The following is a 21230-nucleotide window of genomic DNA, read 5'->3' as shown; positions in this document are numbered from 1 at the left end:
AACATCAGGCAAGGGAGGGCGGGCGCCTCAGGGTTGGCCGGCTTCCACCATCGCCAGGCACAGGCGCTCCATCTGCAGGGCCCATTGGGCGGTTTCGGCGTCGCTCAGGCCAATCAGCAGGCCGTAGCGCCTTGCGCCCCAGACCGCCAGGTGTATGGCCTGGATCGCTTCGCGCGAGGGCCGCGCGGGCAGGTCGTTGCAGGCATCAAACACCCGGGTCCACGCCGCGAGCAGTTCCTCGTGCGCGCGCCGGTGGTGTTTCACTTCGGCAATCCCGGCTTCCAGGGCCAGCATGTCCGCGTCAAACCAGGGCAGTTCCGGCGCGTTCACACCACAGACCAGGCGGACCAGCGTCTGCAGCCGTGCCTGCCACGGGAGGTGAGGCGGCGCCACCGCCTGCTGCTCAATGGCCTGCAGCAGCTGCTCCATGCAATGGCGCACATAGCCTGAGAGCAGCGCCGTCTTGTTGGGGAAATAGTCATAGAGCGTGCCGACCGACACGCCGGTTTCCAGCGCCACCGCACGGGTGGTCACGCCGGCCCATCCGTGCTGGCGCCAAATCCGAACAAAGGCGTCGTAAATCGCCTGCACGGTGAACACCGCGCGGGCCTGCGTGGGGCGTTTGCGGGGTTTGGCTGCAGCGGGTTTTCCGAACCCGGAAGAAGGTGGCCGGCTATACATTGGTTGTCATGTACTGATCATGTACTGATCGCTTGATCAAATTCCAGATGATCCAAAGGAAGAACGACCATGAACAATCCGGCCACGCTGACACGGCTGCTCACGCGCAAAGATGCATTGAATCACACCCGCATTGCGGTTGAACAGCCCGCAGGAGACACCCTCCACGCGGCTGCCGGCGAGGCGCTGCTGAAAATCCGGCGCGTCGCCCTCACCACCAACAACATCACCTACGCCGCGTTCGGCGAGGCCATGCAGTACTGGGATTTTTTCCCGACCGGTGAGGCCGGGTGGGGCCACATGCCGGTCTGGGGTTTTGCCGACGTGGTGAGCTCCGGTGTGCCCGGCCTGGAAGTGGGCGAGCGCTTTTACGGCTACTTTCCCATTGCGAGCCATCTGCGCGTGCAGCCGCAGCGGGTGACGGAGCGCGGCTTTTATGACGGCGCCGCACACCGGCAAACCCTGACTTCGGCCTACAACCAGTACATGCGCTGCAGCGCCGATGCCGCCTGGCGCGAGGCCGACGAAAACTGCCAGATGCTGGTGCGGCCGTTGTTCATCACTTCGTTCATGCTCGCCGATTTTCTGCAGGACAACGCTTTCTTTGGGGCGGCGCAGGTGGTGTTTTCCAGCGCGTCCAGCAAAACTGCCTATGGAACAGCCTTTTGCCTGGAGGCGTATCCAGCGATCCACCGCGTGGCGCTGACCTCGGCGCGCAACCAGCGCTTTGTCGAAGGCCTGGGCTGCTATGGCGAGGTCGCCAGCTATGAGGCATTGCCGCGGCTTGACCGCAGAAAACTCACCCTGTATGTCGATTTCTCGGGTGACGAAGACCTGCGCCGGGCGGTGCACGAGCACTTCGGCGAATCGCTGGTGTACGACTGCTATGCCGGTTCGGCGCAGAACACGCAGTTCCTGCGCCCGCTCGACCTGCCAGGGCCCGCACCGCAGTTTTATTTTGCACCGGTACAAATCCGCAAACGAAATGCCGACTGGGGACATGCCGTGGTGAACCAGCGCTTCAACGAAGCGCAGCTGGCCTTCATCCGGCGCATCAGCGATGCGCAGCAGCCCTGGATGCAGGTGGTGGAACACCGTGGATTTGAAGCCGCGCAGGCCCTGATTGATGACCTGCATGGCGGCCGCCTGGATCCGCAGCAGGGTCATGTGGTGGTGCTGGACGGAGCGCCTGAGGATGGTGTACGCTAATAATTTGCACATCACCGGCGGCTGACATGAGCATTGATCACACACACGGCCCCCACGACCCTGCGCATACGCATGAAGCACCAGAGCCGGCCTGGAAGCATGATGGCGTTCGGGTGATTCCGGGCAACCAGCTCGACAGCAATACCGCGCAGACACCGGGCATGGACCGCCGCGCGGCGATCAACTTTGCCCGCGTGGGTGCCCAGAAACTGTGGGCCGGCACCGTGACGATTCATGCGAATGCCAAGACCGGTGCCCACCATCACGGTCATCTGGAAAGCGTGATCTACGTGATCAAGGGCAAGGCCCGCATGCGCTGGGGCGAGCACCTGGAATTCACGGCTGAAGCCGGGCCGGGTGACTTTATTTATGTACCGCCCTATGTGCCCCACCAGGAAATCAATGCCAGTCCGACCGAAACACTGGAATGTGTGTTGTGCCGCAGCGACGGTGAGGCGGTGGCCGTGAATTTGGACATTGAACCGGTCGAGAAGCCCGTCACTGTGTTGTGGGTGGACCCCACTCACCCCCACGGCGGCGTGTAGGCGCGAAGTGAGCGGGTATGGCGGCCTGTTTCAAAGGCCGATGAACAGCGTGAAACGTACCGCTTGCCCGGCGCGACTGCAAACTTTACTTACGATTGTCACCTTCTCCTACATGGCGGATCAGCCGCGTTTGTTACAAATGGGATTCTTAAACAGGAGTCCCCTCGTGGAGAACAACAAACAAGCAGTCGGCAATCCAGCCAACGAGCCAGCTTTTGGCGATAAATTGCGCAACAGCAAGGCGCTCATTCCGACCATGGCGGTTATGGGCGTGACCGTGCTGGCACTGGCGGCCGCGCTGGTGGTCAGCCGTACCGAGGCGCAGCCCGGCGGTACCGAAGCCGTTGCCCAGACCGAGCAGCAGCCAGCCAAAACCGCTCACACGCCGGCAACCGGCGCCAGGAACGCACCCGTCGTGGTGGCCAAGGCGCCCAAGGCCGAAAGTTGCGCCAATTGCGGCACGGTGGAGTCGGTGGTCGCGGTGGAACGCCAGGGCCAGGTCAACGGTGTTGCCGTTGGCGGCACCACGGTGGGCCTGGGTACCGTCGCCGGCGGTGTCGTCGGTGGCCTGCTGGGCAACCAGGTCGGCGGCGGCAATGGCAAGACCGCCATGACGGTGCTCGGCGTCGCAGGCGGCGCCTACGCCGGTAACACCATCGAGAAGAATATGAAGAAGGTCACCGTTTACCAGACACGCGTGCGCATGCACAACGGGTCCGTACGCACCCTGGAACATGGGAGCGCGATCGCTGTCGGTTCGCGGGTGGTCGTCGAAGGCAATACGCTTCGGCTGGCGCCTGCAGCATCGGCCGCCGGCTGATTAACCCGGAAAGAGCAACACTGTGAAAATATTTGTCAGACCCCTGCTGATCGCGAACCTTGTCGTCCTGTCCGCCTTGTGGGTCGGTGCCGCCCAGGCCGCCACTCCGTACGTGAGCGCCACCGTCGAAGGTGCGCTGGCACCGGGCGTGTACGGCCGCATTGACATCGGCAATGCGCCGCCGCCACCGCTGATCTACACCCAGCCCGTCGTCATTCAGCGCTCGCCGGTTATGGTGCAGCAGCCGCTGTATTTGCACGTGCCGCCCGGCCACGCCAAAAAATGGTCCAAGCATTGCGCCAGGTACAACGCCTGCGGCCAGCCTGTGTACTTCGTCAGGGTCGATGGCGATGACGACTACGAGCGCGTCAAATACAGGGAACACAGGGACTACAAGGAAAAGAAGGACAAGCATCACGGCAAAGGCCATGGCAAGGGCGATCACGACGATTGAGTCGCGCGTTCACTCGATCTTCCTGAAGGCGCCGGTGCTAGCCACCAGCGCTTTTTTTTATGGGCTCGGCGTTTGCGCTTGCAGCCACGGCGAGCCCCGGTCAGCTGCGGTTTTTGGCCGGCATTGTGCGAAGATTGACTGCACTTCAGCAAATTTGAGGAAAAAATCAATGAAAGCAATCTGGAACGGCGTAGTGATAGCGCAGAGCGATGACATCGTGGTGGTCGAGGGCAACCACTATTTCCCCGAGAGCTCGCTCAACCGCGACTACGTGACGTTCAGCAACCACCACACCATGTCCGCCTTGAAAGGCCAGGCCAGCTACTACTCGCTGCTGGTCAATGGCGAAATGAATACCGACGCAGCCTGGTATTACCCCGACCCCAAGCCCGAGGCGGAGGAGATCAAGGGCCGCGTGGCGTTCTGGAAGGGCGTGAAAATCGAGCCCTGAACGGTCAGCGTTCGCGCTGGCTCCCAGACTTCAGTAGCGCAGGGGTGGGTTTACCCTCCGCTTTAGTCAAGATCGGAAAATAAGAAAGGGCGAAGTTACACGCAGGCAGGCCAACTACAGCCATTGACCGAACAATGGTTCGTGCCTCAGAATCTTCTCATGACTCTCAAGGAGATTGCGTCATGTTCAAACACATCTTGGTGCCCGTAGACGGTTCGTCTACCGCTAGTCAGGCGACCGGGACGGCGATTGCCATTGCCGAGGCGTTCAAGAGCGCGGTGACGGTCATTTACGTCATAGACCCGTATGCTTTCACCGGAGTGGGAACAGATTTCTCCTATGGGCAGGCCGAATATCTCGGTGCTGCCACCTCCGAGGCCAATGAAGCGATCAAGGTCGCAAAGCAGGCCTTCCTGGAGCACGGCATCACCGTGACGGCTTCTATTGTTGAGGGCCATGCGATTTACCGCGGCATCCTTGAAGCAGCGAAATCAGTGGGTGCCGATCTCATCGTCATGAGTTCCCACGGCCGCCGTGGACTGGAAAAATTGGTGCTGGGCAGTGTTACGGCCCAGGTGCTGTCACATGCCCATTTGCCGGTGCTGGTTGTGCGCGATTAGCACGCCGAGATTAGGGTGCCCGGGTTCCGGGTGGCCAGCTTCCACCGCCAGCTTCAGACCTCCACCACCAGCGGGAACTGCGCCCGCAGCCCGTCCGGCACAGGGGTGAACGGCACGGTGAGTGCTGCGCGGGCGTCATCGTCCCGCAGGTTGCGCCATAAAAAATCACGCTGGTTCAGCGGCTCACCGGCCACATAGAGTTGCGTCGTCAGCAACTCGCGGCCACCGAGCTTGACCTTCACATGGATGTGCGGCGTGCGGCTCCCGTAAGCCACCGGACGAATGGTGCGAAAGCGGTACTCGCCCTGTGCATTCACCGTCACGCGGCCGAAACCCTGAAACGCCCTGTCGATACGGCCGCCGTCGCCGGGGTGATCGTAGTGGCCGGCGTGGTCGCATTGCCAGATTTCAACCTGGGCGCCCCGCAAGGGCTTGCCGTTCAGGTCGGTAACCGAGCCTTCGAGCCAGCTTGGCTGCCCCTGGGTGTAATTCAGCGCGCCGTTGCGCAGCAGGTCAAAGTCTGCGTCCTGCGGCAGGGTGAGCGGGTAGAACGGGCCTTCGGTCTGGCTGGGTGTTGCGCGCCGCGGACGAGCCGGCTGGGCGCGGGCGCCTGTCCACACAACAGGCGAGGCAACCAGCGCCAGCGCAACGGCACGGCGGTTCCAGCCCGATGGAGCTGGCCGGTCAGGAGGCTTTGGACGCATGACGATGCTCCATTTTTTCCGGAGATCGCGAACCCCGTCTGAGCAGGCGATTCACAAAAAGGCTCAGAAGGGCGGCGGGCTTTCAAATTGCATCCATTGTCCACCCAGCGGATGGGCAAAAGCAAGCCGGCAGGCGTGCAGTAAAAGCCGGCCGGCACCGGCCGCCACGGCGGGCGTCGCATACAGCGCGTCGCCTACGATCGGGTGCCCGATCGCCTGCAGATGGACGCGCAGCTGATGCGAGCGGCCCGTCACAGGCTCAAGAAGCAGGCGGGTGGTATTGCGCTGCCGGTCATGATGCTGGATCTGCCAGCGCGTCACACTGGGTTTTCCGCGTTCGGCGTCTATCACCCGCAAGGGCCGCCGGGCCCAGTCCACGATGATGGGTAAATCGATCCGGCCCCAGCCGTCGGGCGAATCCGCAGGCGCTGCCATCAGGCCGTCGACCACCGCTACATAGCGCTTGTGCACGGCGCGTTCTGCAAAGGCCTTGCTGAGGGCGCGCTGGGCTTCGCGGCTGCGCGCCATGACCACCAGGCCAGAGGTTCCCATGTCCAGCCGGTGCACCACCAAAGCCTCGGGATGCTGCTGTTGCACGCGCGTGCTCAGGCAGTCCTGCTTGTCCTCGCCGCGCCCCGGTACCGCGAGCAGGCCGCTGGGTTTGCGGAGCACCAGAAAAAGATCGTCGGTGTGGACGATTTCCAGTGGGGCAGACAGGGAGTCGGTGTTCGGCATCGAGGGGGGCAGGGGCTAGGCCCAATACGGTTCAGTGAAGCCCTTGCCCCTGGTTTGTCATTCCGGACTTGATCCGGGATCCATGGATTGCGGGTCAGGCCCGCAATGACAAGTCAAGGTGTTGGTCATTCCGATTCAGGGTGAATAACTTGACGGAGCCGTATTGGTGCTAGCCAGGATGTCGCGGCGCGGCGGACTGAGGGACGCCGACTCTCCCGCGTTTGGGTGCAGTGTGTGTCAGGTTCGCGGAGGCGGAAAGTTGTGCACGGGCGGGCTGGCGCGCCGGTTTTCGCGCAACATGAAGAGGTACAGACTTTCCACCTTCTCGCGCGCCCAGGGCGTCTTGCGCAAAAACTTCAGGCTCGACGCCACGCTGGGCTCACTGGTGAAGCAGCGGATATTGATGCGCTGCCCGAGGTCTTCCCAGCCATAGTGCTCCGCCAGCGCGGTGACGATGGCTTCCAGCGTGACGCCATGCAGCGGGTTGCCCGGCTGCGGTGGAACGGCCGGAGGCGCAGCGGAGGAGGGCGCAGCCATGGCTGGCCTACTTTTTCAGCTTGCCCCGCAGCGGTACCTGGGTCACGATGGTCGGGCGAACCGCATCGGGTGACACCGGTTTGGGTGGTGACGAGTCCTTCTTGGGCTTCTTGACCATCTTGTTGCTGTTTTGTTGACCTTTTGCCATGGCATTCTCCGGTTAGATTGAGTCCTGATTATCAATGCAACTTTATGCGTGGCCGGTGCGTCCGGTCAATCATTTCAGACAGTGTGATCAGCAGGGTTTTCTTCAGGCCGCCCAGTGCCAGCTGGTGCTGTTTGTGCAGCGCCCAGTACATCAGTTTGGCCAGCTGGCCCTCGATGAAAAAGCTGCCGTGGGAGAGGCTGCCCATCAGGCTGCCCACCGACGAATATTCGGCCAGCGACACCAGCGAGCCCTGGTCCCTGAAGACAAAGGGCCTCACTGTCTTGCCCGCGCCCAGCAGCGGCAGCGCCCGGGCCAGGTACATGGCCTGCTGGTAGGCGGCCTGTGCGCGCGGCGGCACCCAGGTGCCATCAGGCTGCTGGCAGGCGGCGCAATCGCCAAAGGCATAAATGCTCGGGTCGCGGGTGGTCTGCAGGTTGCCGTTGACGATCAGCTGGTTGAGCCTGCTGGTCTCCAGCGGCTCCGCGCCGTCGGGCCCCGCGCCAATGGTCTTTAAAAAATCAGCCGCCTTCACGCCGGCCGCCCACACGGTGATGCTGGACGGCACCACCTTGCCGCTGGCCATCTTCAGGCCGTCCGCGGTGACCTCAACCACTTTCTCATTGGTGTGCACTTCAATCGCCAGCTTGCGCAGCTCGCGCAGGGCCGATTCGCTCAGGCGTTCCGGCAATTGCGCCAGCAGGCGCGGTGCTGCCTCCACCAGCACAATCTGCAAATCCTTTTCGGGATGAATATGGTCAAAGCCGTAGTTGGCCAGCACGCGCGCTGCGGCGTGCAGCTCGGCCGCCAGTTCCACGCCGGTGGCGCCGCCGCCCACGATCGCCACCGTCAGGCGCCCGCTGCCGGCCGTGCGCGGCACGGTTTGCGCGCGAATGAAGGCGTTGATCAGGCGGTCGTTGAAGTGCTGGGCCGCTTGCGGGCTGTCCAGCTTGATGGTGTGCTCGGCAGCGCCGAGTGTGCCGAAGTCGTTGGTCTGGCTGCCCACTGCAATCACCAGCGTGTCGTAGCCCAGTTGTTGGGCTGGCGTGATCTCGCGGCCCGCTGCGTCATGGCTGGCGGCCAGCTGCAGGGTTTTGCTGTGACGGTCAATGCCGACCAGGCTGCCGAGCCGGAACTTGAAGTGGTTCCAGCGGGCCTGCGCCAGGTATTCGATTTCTTCGGCATGCGTGTCAAAGCTGCCTGCAGCCAGCTGGTGCAGCAGTGGCTTCCAGACATGGGTGCGCGCCGCATCCACCAGGGTGATCTCGGCCAGCCCTTTTTTGCCCAGGCGCTTGCCCAGTTGGGTCGCCAGGGCCAGCCCTCCCGCGCCCCCGCCGACGATGACGATGCGTTGCATAAAATTCCCTCAGCGGATCAAGAATCCATTAACTTTGTTGTGGCGCCATGTTAACTGGGCTGGTCCCAGGCGATGCTCGGTTCACCCTCAGTCCACGGTCTGCCGGTAGCGCTTGAGGGCTACGAGCCCTGCCACCAGCATGAACAGGGCGATCGGCCACAGCTGCGCGGTCACTTCCACGATGCCATTGCCCTTGAGCATGATGCCGCGCACGATGCGCAGGAAGTGCGTCAGCGGCAGGAGTTCGCCGATGGCTTGCGCCCAGGCCGGCATGCCGCGAAACGGGAACATGAAACCGGTCAGCAGCATCGACGGCAGGAAAAAGAAAAAAGTGAGTTGCATCGCCTGCAACTGGTTGCGCGCGATGGTGGAGAACGTGAAGCCAACCGCCAGGTTGGCCGCGATGAACAGCACCAGCACGACCGAGAGCAGCACCAGGCTGCCGACCATGGGCACGTTGAAAACCAGCCGCGCGGCGATCAGGATCACGATCACCTGCACGTAGCCGATCAAGATGTAGGGAACGATCTTGCCCAGCATCACCTCCAGCGGGCGCGCCGGGGTGGCCAGCAGGTTTTCCATGGTGCCGCGCTCGCGCTCGCGCGTCATCGCCAGCGAGGTCATCATCACCATGGTCATGGTCAGGATCACACCGATCAGGCCCGGAACCACGTTGTAGCTGGTCAGGCCTTCGGGGTTGTAGCGGCGCTGCACGCGCACCTCGAATGGCGCGTCAGCCGGTCGCAGCGAAGCCAGTGGGCCGTACAGCTCGCGGCCGATGGCGCGCTGGCCGATGCCGCTCAGCGCCGCGATGGCGTTGCCGGTGGCGGAGGGGTCGGTCGCATCGGCGGCGAGCAGTATGACCGGGTGCTCGCCGCGTATCAGCTTGCGCGAGAAGTCCGGCGGCACCACCAGTACAAACTGCACCTGGCCGGTGGCCAGCAGTTCGTCGCCTTCGGCCTCGCTTTGCAGTCGGTGGGTGATGCGAAAGTATTCCGAATTCTCCAGGCCCGCCACGAAGCTGCGCGAAAACTCGCTCTGGTCGGCCACGACGATGGCGGCGGGCAAATGTTTGGGGTCGCTGTTGATGGCGAAGCCGAACAGCAGCAATTGGATGATGGGCACGCCCACCATCATGCCGAAGGTCAGGCGGTCGCGGCGGACCTGGCGAAATTCCTTGATCAGGATGGCGAGGAAGCGGGACCAGCTCATGCCTTTGCTCCTGTTTTTTCTCCTGTTTTTTCAACGGAATAGTTGTCCTGCGCGTCCTGCATCAGCGCGATGAACACGTCCTCGAGGCTGGGCTCGATAGCCTCGACCGCCAGCCCTTCAAAGGGCAGCGCGGCCAGCGCATCCTCGATAGCCTGGGTGCTGGAGGCGCTCACGTGCAGCGTGGAGCCGAAGGGCGCTACCGTGCGAATATCCGTGGCTTTGCGCAGGCGGTGCGCCACCTCGATCAGGTTGGCGCCGGAAATGGCCCAGGTCACCAGCCCGGCGCCGGCAATCACCTCGGCCACGGTGCCGCGCGTGAGCAGCTTGCCGTAGGCGATGTAGGTCAGCTCATGGCAGCGCTCGGCCTCGTCCATGTAATGGGTGGAGACCAGCACGGTCAGGCCGGCGGCGGCCAGATCGTGGATCTGATCCCAGAAGTCGCGGCGGGCGGCCGGGTCCACGCCTGCGGTGGGCTCGTCCAGCAGCAGCAGCCGGGGGCTGTGGATCAGGCAGGCGGCCAGCGCCAGCCGCTGCTTCCAGCCGCCCGACAGTGCGCCGGCCAGCTGGTCGCCGCGCGTGGCCAGGCCCAGGCGCTCCAGCGTTTCGCGTACCTTGCGGGGGCGGTCCTCCACGGCGTAGACGCGCGCAATGAAATCGAGGTTTTCCGCGATCGTCAGGTCTTCGTACAGGCCAAAGCGCTGCGTCATATAGCCTACCTCGCGCTTGATCAGCGCGGCCTGGGTGCGGATGTTGTAGCCCATGCAGGTGCCTTCGCCCGCGTCGGGCGTGAGCAGGCCGCACAGCATGCGGATGGTGGTGGTTTTGCCGCTGCCGTTGGGGCCGAGGAAGCCGTAGATGCGGCCCTTGGGAACGCGCATGTCGAAGTTGTCGACCACCACCCGGTTGCCGTAGCGCTTGGTCAGGCCCCGCACGTCAATCAGCGGAGATGGATCGACCTCGGCGCTCATCGCTTAACCTCCGCGCTGCCATTCGCCCTGGGAGCGGCCCGGCGGTTCATGGGGTAACCTCCGCGCTACGCGCTGCGGTGCCATTCGCCTTGGGAGCGGCCCGGCGGCTCATGGCGCCCGCCCCGCGGCTTTACTCCCCAGGCGTACCTCCAGCGGTTGGCCCGGGTGCAGGCGTGGCGCGTCCGTCAGGCCGGGTTGCGCCTCGACCATGAAGACGAGCTTGGCGCGGTTTTCCTTGCTGTAGATGAGGGGTGAGGTGTACTCGGCTTCCCGCGCGATGAAAGTGATTTTTGCCGCCATCGCGGCGCCGCAGCCGTCGCACTGCAACTGCACCGCCTGGCCGATGGCGATGGTGCCGAGCTGGGTTTGCGGCAGGAAAAAGCGCGCCTTGATATTGGCCGGCGGCAGCAGGGTCAGCACGGCCGCGCCAGCGGGCACCCATTCGCCTTCGCGGTACAGCACGTCCACCACCTCGCCGGCCACCGGGGTGCGCTGGGTTTTCTGGTCGACTCGCCAGCCCGCCTGCTGCAGTTGCGCCTGTGCGGCCTTGACTTCCTGTTCGGCAGCGCTGATCTCGGCGCTGCGTGCACCCTGCATGGCCTGGCGCAGTTGAGCGTTCAGTTCGTTGACGCGGCCCTGGTCGCGTGCCACGGCGGTGCGGGCCTGGTCCAGGCTGGCCGGCGAGAGGAACTGCTGCGCCACCAGGCGGTTGCTGCGTGCCAGTTCGGCAGACGACAGCGCCAGCGCGGCCTCGCCTTGCGCCAGTTGCGCGCGGATGGCTGCCAGTTCATCGGGGCGCTTGCCCTGGCGCAGGTTGGCCAGGTTGTCCTGCGCGCGCGCCACGCGGTGAGCCGCCTCCTCACGCGCGGCCCGTTCACTGTCCTGCTCCAGCACGAAGGCGGCCGCCGATGCGGGCGCCGCATCGCCGCGCTTCAGGTGTAGCCGGGCCAGGGTGCCGCTGATGGGCGCCGCCAGCCGGACGTATTCCGCCTCGGCATAGCCGGGGAAGGTGTCAGGCTGCCTGCTGTCGCATGCCACCAGCAGGCTGGCGGCCAGCAGGGCGCAGGCGCAGTACTGCAGTGTCTTCATCGTGTGTCCCTTGTGTCTCTTATGTCCCTTTTGTCTCCGGAAGAAGGCGTCAGCCCGCGCAGGGCGAACTCGATGCGTTGGGCCAGGGCCTCTTCAGAGAGAACCACCTTGGCCACGGCCTGGGCGGTCGGGTTTTGCTGCAAGGCCGTGGCCGCCAGCACGGGGGCCGCAACGGCGCCGGCCATGAAAGCAATGACCTGGGGCACGGGGGCCTTGACCATGCTGCCCTCCCACTGGGCTTCCTGCACCAGCGAGGCAATCACTTCAACATGGCGCGGCAGGTTGGCCTTGAGGAAGTCAGCGGCCAGCGGCTCGCCATTCATGGCATCGCCCATGATGCGCACCAGCAGGCGGCCATTTTTGATGCCAAAACTGCCCAGCACGCCCAGCGCATCGCGCAGGTTTTGCATGGGCGGGTGCGCGGGATTGACGCGCAGCGTCAGCGCCGAGAACATTTCTTCGTAGGTGCGCTCCAGCACCGCCTTGATGAAGTTCTCTTTGGTCTTGAAATGGTAGTGGAACATCCCGAGGTTGACGCCTGCATGCTGCGTCAGGCGCCGCACCGACAGGCCGGCGCAACCGGTGACGGGCAACAACTCCAGCCCGGCGTCGAGCAGGATCTGGTCGATGTATTGGGAGGGGCGCACCATGCAATTATTATACGAATGTGTAGTAATTGGTCAATCCGGATTGGAGACAATCGCAGGCCCCATGTCCCTACACAGCCTCTCCGTTCACAGCGCCTCCGATCTTTTTGGCCAGCGTGCCTTCATGCGCATGTGGCTTGCGCGGCTGTTCGGCACCACGGGTAACCAGATGCTCATGGTGGCGGTGGGCTGGCAAATGTATGAGCTCACCGGCAGCGCCTGGGATCTGGGGCTGGTCGGCCTCTATCAATTTGTGCCGGCGCTGCTGTTCACGTTGCTGGCCGGCCATGTGGCCGACCGGGTGCACCGCGGCCGCATCATTGCTGCCTGCCTGGTCGCCCAGGCCGCTGTGGCCCTGTTGCTGGTGGCGGCCACGCAGGGCTGGGCGCACCCGGGCACGTCGTCGGGCTGGGTGTCGCGTGAACTGCTGCTGGGGGTGTCGGTGGTGCTGGGGGTGGCCCGGGCCTTCCAGATGCCGGCGCAGCAGGCCCTCACCCCCATGCTGGTGCCGCCTGCCATGCTGCCGCGCGCCATGGCCTTCAGTTCGGCCGGCATGCAGGCGGCCGTGATTGGCGGGCCGGCGCTGGGGGGCGTGATCTTCGTGGCGGGCGCCACGGCGGTGTATGCCGCCTGCGCTGCCCTTTTTGCCACGGGCTGCGTGCTGATTGCGGTCCTTCGTTACGACCATGTGCCGCCGCCGCGCGAGCCTGTTTCGCTGCGCACGCTGCTGGCCGGTGCGGAGTTTGTGTGGCAGCGCAAGGCCTTGCTGGGCGCGGTGTCGCTGGACCTGTTTGCCGTGCTGCTGGGCGGCGCCGTTGCGTTGCTGCCCATGTTTGCCAAAGACATCCTGCATGTGGGGCCCTGGGGCCTGGGCTTGCTGCGTGCGGCCCCGGCGGTGGGCGCCTTGCTGACTTCGGCGGTGCTCACGCGCTGGCCGCTGGCACGGCGCGTCGGGCATACCATGCTTGCGGCGGTGGCGCTTTACGGGGTGTGCATGGTGGTGTTCGGCCTGTCCACCAGCTTTGCCCTGTCGCTCGTGGTGCTGGCGATCTCGGGCGGCGCCGACATGGTGAGTGTGGTGGTGCGGCAGACGCTGATGCAGATTGAAACACCCAACGTCATGCGCGGCCGGGTCAGTGCGGTCAATTCGGTGTTTATTGGCGCGTCCAACCAGCTCGGCGAGTTTGAGTCGGGCGCGACGGCCGCGCTGCTCGGCCCCGTGGGCTCGGTGGTGGCCGGCGGCATCGGGACCTTGCTGGTGGCCGCGTTGTGGCTGAAGTGGTTTCCCGCGCTGGCTCACCGCGACCGGATGACTTCCTGAGGACGTAGTGCCCGGCATCCGGCATCCACCGGATGCGTCTTCACCGCCCCTGGTTGGCGCGCATGCGGTTCACTTCGATCGGCGTGATTTCGCTGGCCTGGTTGCCCCACGAGCCGCGGATATGGGTGAGGACCGCCGCGATCTCACTGTCGCCCAGAACCAGCACAAACGGCGGCATGCCATAAGGGCGCGGGTTGCCAGCGGTGGCGGGCGCGTAACCGCCGTTGAGCACGATCTGCACCAGGTTGACGCCAGAGGGCATGGTCACTGCGCGGTTGCCTGCGAGCGCCGGGTAGGCATGGGGCACGCCCTGGCCCTTGGCGCCGTGGCACTGGGCGCAATGCAGCTCGTACAGTTTGGCGCCCCGTGCCCCGGGAATGGCCGGAGTGCCGGAAGCAGGCGCTGTCCCGTTCGCCGAGGGGGCTGCCGCAAGCTCCTTGAGGAACAGTGCCATGGCACCCAGGTCGTCGTCGCTCAGGTACTGCGTGCTGCGCAGCACGACCTCGGCCATCGGTCCGGTGGCCGAGGCGCGTGGCGACACGCCGTTCTTGAGCAGGCTCACGATGTGCTCGCGGTCCCATTCGCCCACCCCGGCTTCAGCGGATGACGCGAGCGAGGGGGCGTACCAGTTTTGCATCGGGATCAGGCCCCCCGCGAGGTCGACGCCTTCGTCGCTGGCCCCCATCACGTTGCGTGCGGTGTGGCAGGCACTGCAGTGGCCCAGGCCTTTCACCAGGTAGGCTCCGCGGTTCCAATCGGCGCTGCGGCGGGTGTCTGGCTCGTAGACGCCGGGCTTGAAATACAGTGCCCGCCATACCGCCAGTGCCGCTTGCGACTGGTAGGGAAACCGCAGCTCGTGGGGGCGGTTGGGCTGCGCCACGGCGGGCAGGCTGTTCAGGTAGGCAAAGATCGCGTCCGAATCCTCGCGCGTGGCCTGCGTGTAACTGGGGTAGGGGAATGCCGGGTACAGCAGGCGGCCGCTTTTGGAGCGCCCGTTGTGCATGGCGCGCCAGAAGTGTGCTGACGACCAGGTGCCGATACCGGTTTTGTCATCGGGCGTGAGGTTGGAGGTGAACACGGTGCCAAAGGGTGTGGCGATGCCGAGCCCGCCCGCATAGTTCTGGCCGCCGCGCGCCGTGTGGCAGGTCATGCAGTTGCCGGCACGCGCCAGGTAGGCACCGCGGGCGATCAGGCTGTCGCTGGCTCCGGCAGTCGCCATGGGCGCCTTCACGTCCACCTCGTCACGCACATTCAGGGTCCAGACCAGCGCGGCAAGACCGGCGACCAGCAGGCTCACTGCGAGCACGGGCTTGATTATTTTTTTCATTTCACGGCCTTCGGTGGCGCTGCATCGGCGGACAGCGCTTGCGGCGCGCTGCCGCAGTCGATGGGCCGGGCACCCGGCGCCAGTGCGGGCAAGGCGCTTGCCGGTTTGCTGCTGGCGGGCAGCGGCTGCGCGGCCAGCCAGCTCGAGGCCGCGTTGATGTCTTCCAGGGACAGGCGTGCCACCACGTCCTTCATGCAGTCAGGCGCGTGGGCGCGGCGCTGGCCGGCTTTCCAGGCGCCCAGCTGGGCATTGAGGTAGTCGCGCGGCAGGCCGAGCAGGCCCGGAACGTTGGGCGCCACGCCGGTCATAGCCTGGCCGTGGCACTGCACGCAGGCCGGCACTTGCCGCGCTGCGTCGCCCTGCATCACCAGGCGCTCGCCGTGGCGCAAGACCTCGACGGAGGCCTTGGTGGGCAGCGGCGCGGGGTAGGGCACGTCGAGCGTTGAAAAGTATTGCGCGATCTCCATCAGGTAGGCGTCGCTCAGCGGGTCCAGCAGCTGCGTCATCAGGCCGTAGTGGCGCCGCCCGTCGCGGAAATTGAGCAACTGGTTGTAGAGGTAGCCGGCGGGTTTCCCGGCCAGGCGCGGGTAGTAGCCGTCGGGTGCCGCACGGCCTTGCGGTCCATGGCAGGCGGTGCAGGCCAGGGTGCGCTGGGCGATGGTGTCTTCAAACGGCGCGGCGGCCAGGGCGGGGCCGGCGGCCGCCCAAACCATGCACGCCAGGAAGCCGTGCGCCGCCAGCGTGCGCGCGAAAGAGAGCGTTTTTGCCATGGCGCAATCATGCCTCACATGAGGCTGCAGCGTAAGCATCAGATGCGGTGGAAAAAACCATATCAGATGAAAAATCCGCGAAAAGTTTGGTATCAGATGACGTGGGATGTGGGATGTGGGATGTGGCTTCCCGGGAGAACCTGGAGACAGCCGATTGGGCATAACCAAAGTTGGACAGAATGATCACCACAGTTAGGCCTTAACTTCTGTGAATCCAATTCTGGGTCTTCGCCGGTGGCAGGCCATTTGGCGCATTACCCTTAACTTCGAGAGCCGCGCGTCCTAGCTCAGGTGGGTGTGCCTTCGACTGGCAGCGGGGGACGGTGAATCAATATCCATTTATGCGCCGTTGATTGAAACGGTTTGGTTCGAGGATACCCAAGACGGGTCAGCTCAAGCAAGCTCGATCCCTACGCCGAGAAGCTGGCTACCTGGCTGGGAATCGAGGCAACAAAATCGCCGAAACAGCGGCGCACTTTGAGCAGGTTCACACAGTCGATGTCAGTACAGTCATGGGTTACCCCTTTATCGGACTGTCAGTGACATGGCTCCTGGGCGAGGTTTTCAGGCTAGGCCGAGCATTTTCCTCAGGCTGGCATCGACAGGGCCTGCAGGCATGAAGCGGCGCAATTTACTCAAGAGGAATGCCTGTCCAGCCGGAGTGCGGCGCATACGCCAGGTGCCAAGCGCCGCTTCGACGATCGTGTTTGCCACCTCAGAGGGTTCGGGTGCGCCGTTGACGCTATCAGCCACAGAGCGCGAGACGATGTCGCGTTCGCGGTCATAGTCCGCGATTTTTGACTTTGCCTGAGGCGAGCTGGCCTCCAGATTGGTCTTGGTATAAGACGGCTCGACCAATGTTACGCGGATGCCGAACTGACGCACCTCATGATCCAGGGTTTCAGACAGCCCTTCCACAGCATGCTTGGAGGCCGAATAAAGCCCCATGTACGGAGCCGGGAGAAAGCCAAGCACGGAGCTGACATTGACGATCCTTCCGTGGTGTTGCGCTCGCATGTGCGGGAGCACCGCCTGTGTGGTGCGCAATATGCCGAACACGTTGGTGTCGAACAGGGATGCGGCCTCGCCGGTCGTTGTTTCCTCCACCGCGCCGATCATGTTCATTCCCGCGTTGTTGACCAATACGTCGATACAGCCAACCTGGTCGATGATGGATTGGATAGCGCGTTGAACGGAAGCGTCGTCGCGAACGTCCATCTCGATGAGTTCGACGCCGGACATTGGTTTCGCTTTGGCGATGCTGCGCACGGTGCCGAACACCTGGCATCCTCGCCGCGCGAACTTTTCTGCGGCGACACGTCCGATGCCCGATGACACGCCAGTAACAACGACAACGATAGATTTCGACATGGCAGATTCTTTCGATAAGTGAATGGTGAAGAAGAGCAAATCAGCGCGGATCAGCTTCTGTTGCCGGGCGGATCTTGAACCAGATGGAATACATGGCCGGCAGGAACACCAAAGTCAGCACCGTCCCGGCGAAGGTGCCGCCGATCAGCGTGTAAGCGAGGGTGCCCCAGAACACCGAGTGGGTCAGTGGGATGAAGGCCAGGATCGCAGCCAGGGCTGTCAAGACCACCGGCCGGGCTCGCTGCACAGTAGCCTCGACGACCGCGTGGAATGGAGCCAGTCCCTCCTCTTCGTTGTGGCGGATCTGCCCGATCAATATCAGCGTATTGCGCATCAGGATTCCCGACAACGCAATCAACCCGACCAGCGCATTGATGCCGAATGGCTGCTGGAACAGAAGCAGGGTCGGCACTACGCCGATCAGTCCCAGCGGGCTGGTCAGAAAAACCATGACCATCGCGGAGATTGAGCGCACCTGCAAGATGATGATGAGCAGGGTGAATGCCAGCATGATGGGGAAGATCGGCAGCATCGCGACCGTCGCCTTGCCTGATTCTTCGATGGAGCCCGCCTGATCAATGCGATAGCCGCTCGGCAACTTGTCCATGACAGGCTGAAGCTGCCGGGTAATTGCTGCCGACACGTCCGGTGGCTGCAAGCCTTCGGCGATGTCGCCGCGGACGGTGATCGTGGGCATGCGGTCGCGCCGCCGCATGACGGGTTCCTCCATGCGTATGTCGGCCTTGCCCAGTTGCGACAGGGGGATTCGCTGCCCGTTGGCGCCAGCCAGCGTGAAATCGCCGACCCTGGCGGGGTCGAGCCGCACCTCGCCGGCCGCGCGAGCGACTACCTGCACCGTACGGATATCTTCGCGCACGAAGGTGATGGGAACTCCCGTCAGAAAGAATTGCAGTTGTTGCGCCACCGCGCTGGAGGTCAGCCCGACGGCCTGCAACCGGTCCTGTTGCAAGGTGAGATGCAGAGCGGGCGTGCGCATGCCCCAGTCGGTGTTGACGGTGCGCATCATCGGACTGGCGGCCATGACCTGTTGCACTTCTGCCGCAATCTCGCGCAACTTGTCGGGATCGGGGCCGGTGACCCGGTAGGCTACCGGGAACGGCGAATAAGGTCCGAATACGAGCTGGGTAACACGCAGCCGCGCCTCCGGGGCAAGACCGTCGGCGATGGCCTGCCGCAGCCGGTGTTTCAGCGCCTCGCGCTCGTCCTGGTTGTCGGTGCGCACCACGATCTTCGCAAACGATGGATCGGGCAGCTCCGGCCCCATCGAGAAGTAAAAGCGCGGCGCGCCCTGGCCGACGTAGGCGGTGACGATCCTGGCTTCCTTTTGCTGGGCCAGCCAGGCTTCCACTTTCGACGTGGCGGCGCTGGTCTGGACGATAGCCGTGCCATAGGGCATCTGCACCTCGATCAGCACTTCGGGCCGGTCGGAGATCGGAAAGAACTGCTTTTTGACGACCGCCATGCCGAGGATGGCCACCACGAACAGACCCACGACGGAAGCGGCGACCAGCCACTTGCGCGCGATCACACGGCCCAGAAATCGGCGAAAGCGGTTGTAGCGCGGCGTGTCGTAGAGCGCCTCGTGGCCGCCCTCGGCCGGCTTGAGTTCGGGCAGCAGTTTGACGCCCAGATAGGGTGTGAAGATCACGGCGACCACCCACGAAGCGATCAGCGCGATACCGACGATCCAGAACATATTGCTGGTGTATTCCCCCGCGGTCGACCGGGCGAAACCGTTCGGCATGAAACCGACGGCCGTGACCAGCGTGCCCGAAAGCATGGGCGCGGCAGTATGGCTCCAGGCATAGGCGGAGGCGGCGATGCGGCTGTAGCCTTCCTCCATCTTCACCACCATCATTTCGATCGCAATGATGGCGTCGTCCACCAGCAGGCCCAGGCCCAGGATCAGCGAGCCCAGCGTGATGCGGTCGAAGTTCTTGCCGGTCGCGAGCATCACCACGAAGACAGCCGCTAGCGTCAGCGGCACGGCTGCGGCGACCACGATACCGACCCGCCAACCCATGCTGACAAAGCACACCACCATGACCACCAGCAGAGCGGCGAAGAACTTGACCATGAATTCATCGACCGCCGAGCTGATGTTGACCGCCTGGTCCGTGACTTTTGTCAAACTCATACCGAGTGGCAGATCGGCGTTGACCGCCGCCACCTCTTTGTCCAGCGCCTTGCCGAGGTCGAGCCCGTTCCACCCATCGCGCATGACGATGCCGAGCAGCAGCGCGGGTTCACCGCCATTGCGGACCAGGAAAGTTGAAGGGTCTTCATGGCCACGCCTGATCGTGGCGATGTCCGACAGCTTCAGAGTGCGTCCCTGCGCAATGACCGGCGTATCGCGGATCTTCTGCAGCTCGTCGAACGCGCCATCCAAGCGGATGAACACTTGCGGGCCCCTGGTTTCCACCGAACCCGCGGGCGTCAGGGCGTTTTGACTATTGAGCCCGGCAAACACCTCCTGCGGGCTGACGCCCAGCGTTGCCAAGCGCTCGTGCGAGAACTCGACGTAGATGCGCTCGGACTGCTCGCCGACGATGTTGACTTTCTTGACGCCTGGTACGTGCAGCAACCGCTGGCGCAGCGTCTCCGCATCGCGCACCAGCAAGCGCTGCGGCTCGCCTTTGGCCTTGAGCGCGAACAGGGCAAAGGTGACGTCTGAATATTCATCGTTGACCATCGGCCCGATCACGCCGGACGGAAGGCTGCCGGTTTCGTCTCCGACCTTCTTGCGGGCCTGGTAGAACTGCTCCTGCACTTCCGCGGGCGGCGTGGTATCGAGCAAGGTCAAGGTCGTGAAGGCCAGGCCCGGTCTGGTATAGGTCTCGGTACGGTCGTACCAACGCAATTCCTGCAGCCGCTTTTCAATCTTCTCGGCGACCTGGTCCTGCATTTCCTGAGGGGTTGCCCCTGGCCAGGCCGTAATGATTGTCATCACCTTGACGGTAAAGGACGGGTCTTCCGCCCGGCCCAGCTTGAGGAACGCAATGAGCCCTGCCAACGAGATCAGGCAGATCAGGAACAGGGTGACGGAGCGCTCGCGCACGGCGAGCGCCGACAGGTTGAAACGGCCTTCGCTCATGGCCGCGCGCTTGCAGTTACGGGCGCTTGAGCCGCCACGCGGATTTGCTCGCCTTCGCGCAGCAGATGCGTGCCGAGTGCGACGATCCGGTCACCCTGCTTGAGCTGACCCGCAATGTAAGCACTGTCGTCGCCCAGGCGCTGGACCTTTACTGGCCGCCATGAAACCTTGGCTGGCTCGCCCTGGATAACCCAGACCCCCGGCCCTTTGCCCGCGTCGGACAAGGAAGCAATGGGTACCGAAAAGCCGTCTTGCGTAGTGGAATTTGCGTCCGGGATTTGAACGGTGACTGTGCTGCCCAATGGGGCGTTGGATAGCTCGCCATCCAGCACATAGCGCGCTTCGAAAGTGCGCGTCAGCCGGTCCGCGGCGTTCGAGAGCTGCCTGAGTTTGGTCGGAACGGCTACGCCTTCCTGGCCAAAGAGCGTGGCCAGCCCGGTTGAACCGACCGCAGGGCGCAAGGTTTCCGGTAGTTGAATGACGGCTTCACGGCGGCCGGCATGGGCCAGACGCACCACGACCTGTCCCGCGTTGACGACCTGGCCGGGTTCCACCAGCGTTTCCATGACGATGCCATCGCCATCTGCCACCAGTTCCGTATAGCGGCTCGCGTTTCGAGCGACTTCGGCCTGGGCTTCGGTTGCGTTGAGCTGGGCTTTGGCCGCATCTGCTGCAGCCTTGACCTGGTCATAGGCTGAGGCTGAAATGGCACCGGTTCCGCGCAGGTCCTGGTAGCGGGCTTCGTCCTGCGCCGTTTGCTGCGCCCGCGCCCGGGCGGCGGCCACTGCTTCCAGTTGCGCATTAGCGGCGAGCTTCAGGTCGATGGGATCGATGCGCATGAGCGCTTGCCCGCGCTTAACGGCTTGCCCCGCATCGACAAGGCGTTCCAGCACCTTGCCCGAGACCCGAAAGCCCAGATCGCTTTGTACCCGAGCGGCTACGGTCCCGGTGAACGCGCGAGACGCAGCGACCGAGCCCTGAATGGTGGCCACACGTACCAGCGGCGCCTCGGTACGTGGATCAGATTGCGCCTTGTCGCCGCAAGCGGCCAACACCAAAGGCAATGCACAAATGACTATAGATGTAGCGAAGTAACGCCTGAGCATGAAAGTCCCATTGACGAAATGATTGGACTTTCATTATGGTACTTGT

22 protein-coding genes are annotated in these 21230 nt (G+C 63.9%); 7 read left to right on the top strand and 15 right to left on the bottom strand.

The genetic code is table 11. The annotated features are described in order from the left end of the window. Positions 1–27: 27 nt before the first annotated feature. A complete protein-coding gene (locus tag BPRO_RS17315) occupies positions 28–681 on the bottom strand; it encodes a TetR/AcrR family transcriptional regulator (RefSeq protein ID WP_011484368.1) in 654 nt (217 codons plus the stop codon). Positions 682–750: 69 nt separating this feature from the next. Between BPRO_RS17315 and BPRO_RS17310 the strand changes: the two genes are divergently transcribed. The 6 genes from BPRO_RS17310 (at position 751) to BPRO_RS17285 (ending at position 4780) form a co-directional block, all read left to right on the top strand. After that, entirely contained in the window at positions 751–1890 is a 1140-nt protein-coding gene (locus BPRO_RS17310; protein WP_011484367.1) for a DUF2855 family protein, read from the top strand. Positions 1891–1916: 26 nt separating this feature from the next. Further along, positions 1917–2435 (top strand): cupin domain-containing protein, encoded by a 519-nt coding sequence (locus tag BPRO_RS17305; RefSeq protein WP_011484366.1) that lies wholly within the window; start codon positions 1917–1919, stop codon positions 2433–2435. 166 nt (positions 2436–2601) lie between these two features. Beyond that, positions 2602–3255, top strand: coding sequence for a glycine zipper 2TM domain-containing protein (locus BPRO_RS17300; RefSeq protein WP_041388912.1), 654 nt, complete (start codon positions 2602–2604; stop codon positions 3253–3255). Between the two features lie 22 nt (positions 3256–3277). Further along, entirely contained in the window at positions 3278–3709 is a 432-nt protein-coding gene (locus BPRO_RS17295) for a hypothetical protein (protein WP_011484364.1), read from the top strand. Positions 3710–3878: 169 nt separating this feature from the next. After that, on the top strand, positions 3879–4160 hold the full coding sequence (locus tag BPRO_RS17290) for a DUF427 domain-containing protein (protein ID WP_011484363.1): 282 nt from the start codon (positions 3879–3881) through the stop codon (positions 4158–4160). A gap of 182 nt (positions 4161–4342) precedes the next feature. Next, on the top strand, positions 4343–4780 hold the full coding sequence (locus BPRO_RS17285; RefSeq protein WP_011484362.1) for a universal stress protein: 438 nt from the start codon (positions 4343–4345) through the stop codon (positions 4778–4780). Between the two features lie 53 nt (positions 4781–4833). Here BPRO_RS17285 and BPRO_RS17280 read toward each other — a convergent pair whose 3' ends face one another. The 9 genes from BPRO_RS17280 to BPRO_RS17245 form a co-directional block, all read right to left on the bottom strand. Beyond that, positions 4834–5484 carry a protocatechuate 3,4-dioxygenase gene (locus BPRO_RS17280; RefSeq protein ID WP_011484361.1) on the bottom strand — a complete coding sequence of 217 codons (651 nt, stop codon included), beginning with the start codon at positions 5482–5484 and terminating at the stop codon, positions 4834–4836. Positions 5485–5547: 63 nt separating this feature from the next. After that, positions 5548–6219 carry an RluA family pseudouridine synthase gene (locus BPRO_RS17275; RefSeq protein WP_011484360.1) on the bottom strand — a complete coding sequence of 224 codons (672 nt, stop codon included), beginning with the start codon at positions 6217–6219 and terminating at the stop codon, positions 5548–5550. 237 nt (positions 6220–6456) lie between these two features. Next, complete coding sequence (locus tag BPRO_RS17270; RefSeq protein ID WP_011484359.1) at positions 6457–6756, bottom strand: VF530 family DNA-binding protein; 300 nt, start codon at positions 6754–6756, stop codon at positions 6457–6459. 7 nt (positions 6757–6763) lie between these two features. Beyond that, positions 6764–6904, bottom strand: a complete 141-nt coding sequence (locus tag BPRO_RS30165) for a hypothetical protein (RefSeq protein ID WP_198140941.1) — start codon at positions 6902–6904, stop codon at positions 6764–6766. Between the two features lie 31 nt (positions 6905–6935). Next, positions 6936–8258, bottom strand: coding sequence for an NAD(P)/FAD-dependent oxidoreductase (locus BPRO_RS17265; RefSeq protein ID WP_011484358.1), 1323 nt, complete (start codon positions 8256–8258; stop codon positions 6936–6938). 87 nt (positions 8259–8345) lie between these two features. Then, on the bottom strand, positions 8346–9470 hold the full coding sequence (locus BPRO_RS17260; protein ID WP_011484357.1) for an ABC transporter permease: 1125 nt from the start codon (positions 9468–9470) through the stop codon (positions 8346–8348). Further along, entirely contained in the window at positions 9467–10438 is a 972-nt protein-coding gene (locus BPRO_RS17255; protein WP_011484356.1) for an ABC transporter ATP-binding protein, read from the bottom strand. Before BPRO_RS17255 ends, BPRO_RS17260 begins: the two co-directional genes overlap by 4 nt. A 108-nt stretch (positions 10439–10546) precedes the next feature. Then, complete coding sequence (locus BPRO_RS17250) at positions 10547–11527, bottom strand: HlyD family secretion protein (protein WP_011484355.1); 981 nt, start codon at positions 11525–11527, stop codon at positions 10547–10549. Further along, positions 11524–12177 carry a TetR/AcrR family transcriptional regulator gene (locus BPRO_RS17245; RefSeq protein ID WP_011484354.1) on the bottom strand — a complete coding sequence of 218 codons (654 nt, stop codon included), beginning with the start codon at positions 12175–12177 and terminating at the stop codon, positions 11524–11526. Before BPRO_RS17245 ends, BPRO_RS17250 begins: the two co-directional genes overlap by 4 nt. 61 nt (positions 12178–12238) lie before the next feature. On the opposite strand from BPRO_RS17245, the gene BPRO_RS17240 reads away from it, so the two are divergent. After that, the gene (locus BPRO_RS17240; RefSeq protein WP_011484353.1) at positions 12239–13495 is read left to right on the top strand and encodes an MFS transporter; all 1257 of its coding nucleotides are present in this window, start codon (positions 12239–12241) and stop codon (positions 13493–13495) included. Between the two features lie 40 nt (positions 13496–13535). Here BPRO_RS17240 and BPRO_RS17235 read toward each other — a convergent pair whose 3' ends face one another. The 5 genes from BPRO_RS17235 to BPRO_RS17215 form a co-directional block, all read right to left on the bottom strand. Then, positions 13536–14822, bottom strand: a complete 1287-nt coding sequence (locus BPRO_RS17235; protein WP_011484352.1) for a c-type cytochrome — start codon at positions 14820–14822, stop codon at positions 13536–13538. Then, the gene (locus BPRO_RS17230; protein WP_011484351.1) at positions 14819–15592 is read right to left on the bottom strand and encodes a c-type cytochrome; all 774 of its coding nucleotides are present in this window, start codon (positions 15590–15592) and stop codon (positions 14819–14821) included. Before BPRO_RS17230 ends, BPRO_RS17235 begins: the two co-directional genes overlap by 4 nt. 564 nt (positions 15593–16156) lie before the next feature. Beyond that, positions 16157–16963, bottom strand: a complete 807-nt coding sequence (locus tag BPRO_RS17225) for an oxidoreductase (RefSeq protein WP_011484350.1) — start codon at positions 16961–16963, stop codon at positions 16157–16159. Between the two features lie 40 nt (positions 16964–17003). Then, positions 17004–20078 (bottom strand): efflux RND transporter permease subunit, encoded by a 3075-nt coding sequence (locus BPRO_RS17220; protein WP_011484349.1) that lies wholly within the window; start codon positions 20076–20078, stop codon positions 17004–17006. Further along, a complete protein-coding gene (locus BPRO_RS17215) occupies positions 20075–21184 on the bottom strand; it encodes an efflux RND transporter periplasmic adaptor subunit (RefSeq protein WP_011484348.1) in 1110 nt (369 codons plus the stop codon). The genes BPRO_RS17220 and BPRO_RS17215 overlap by 4 nt, the downstream gene beginning before the upstream one ends. Positions 21185–21230: the final 46 nt, after the last annotated feature.

The sequence above is a fragment of the Polaromonas sp. JS666 genome, assembly GCF_000013865.1.
GTDB lineage: Bacteria > Pseudomonadota > Gammaproteobacteria > Burkholderiales > Burkholderiaceae_C > Polaromonas.
Note: the sequence above shows the minus strand (reverse complement) of the source record. Positions and strands in the feature narration are given on the sequence as shown.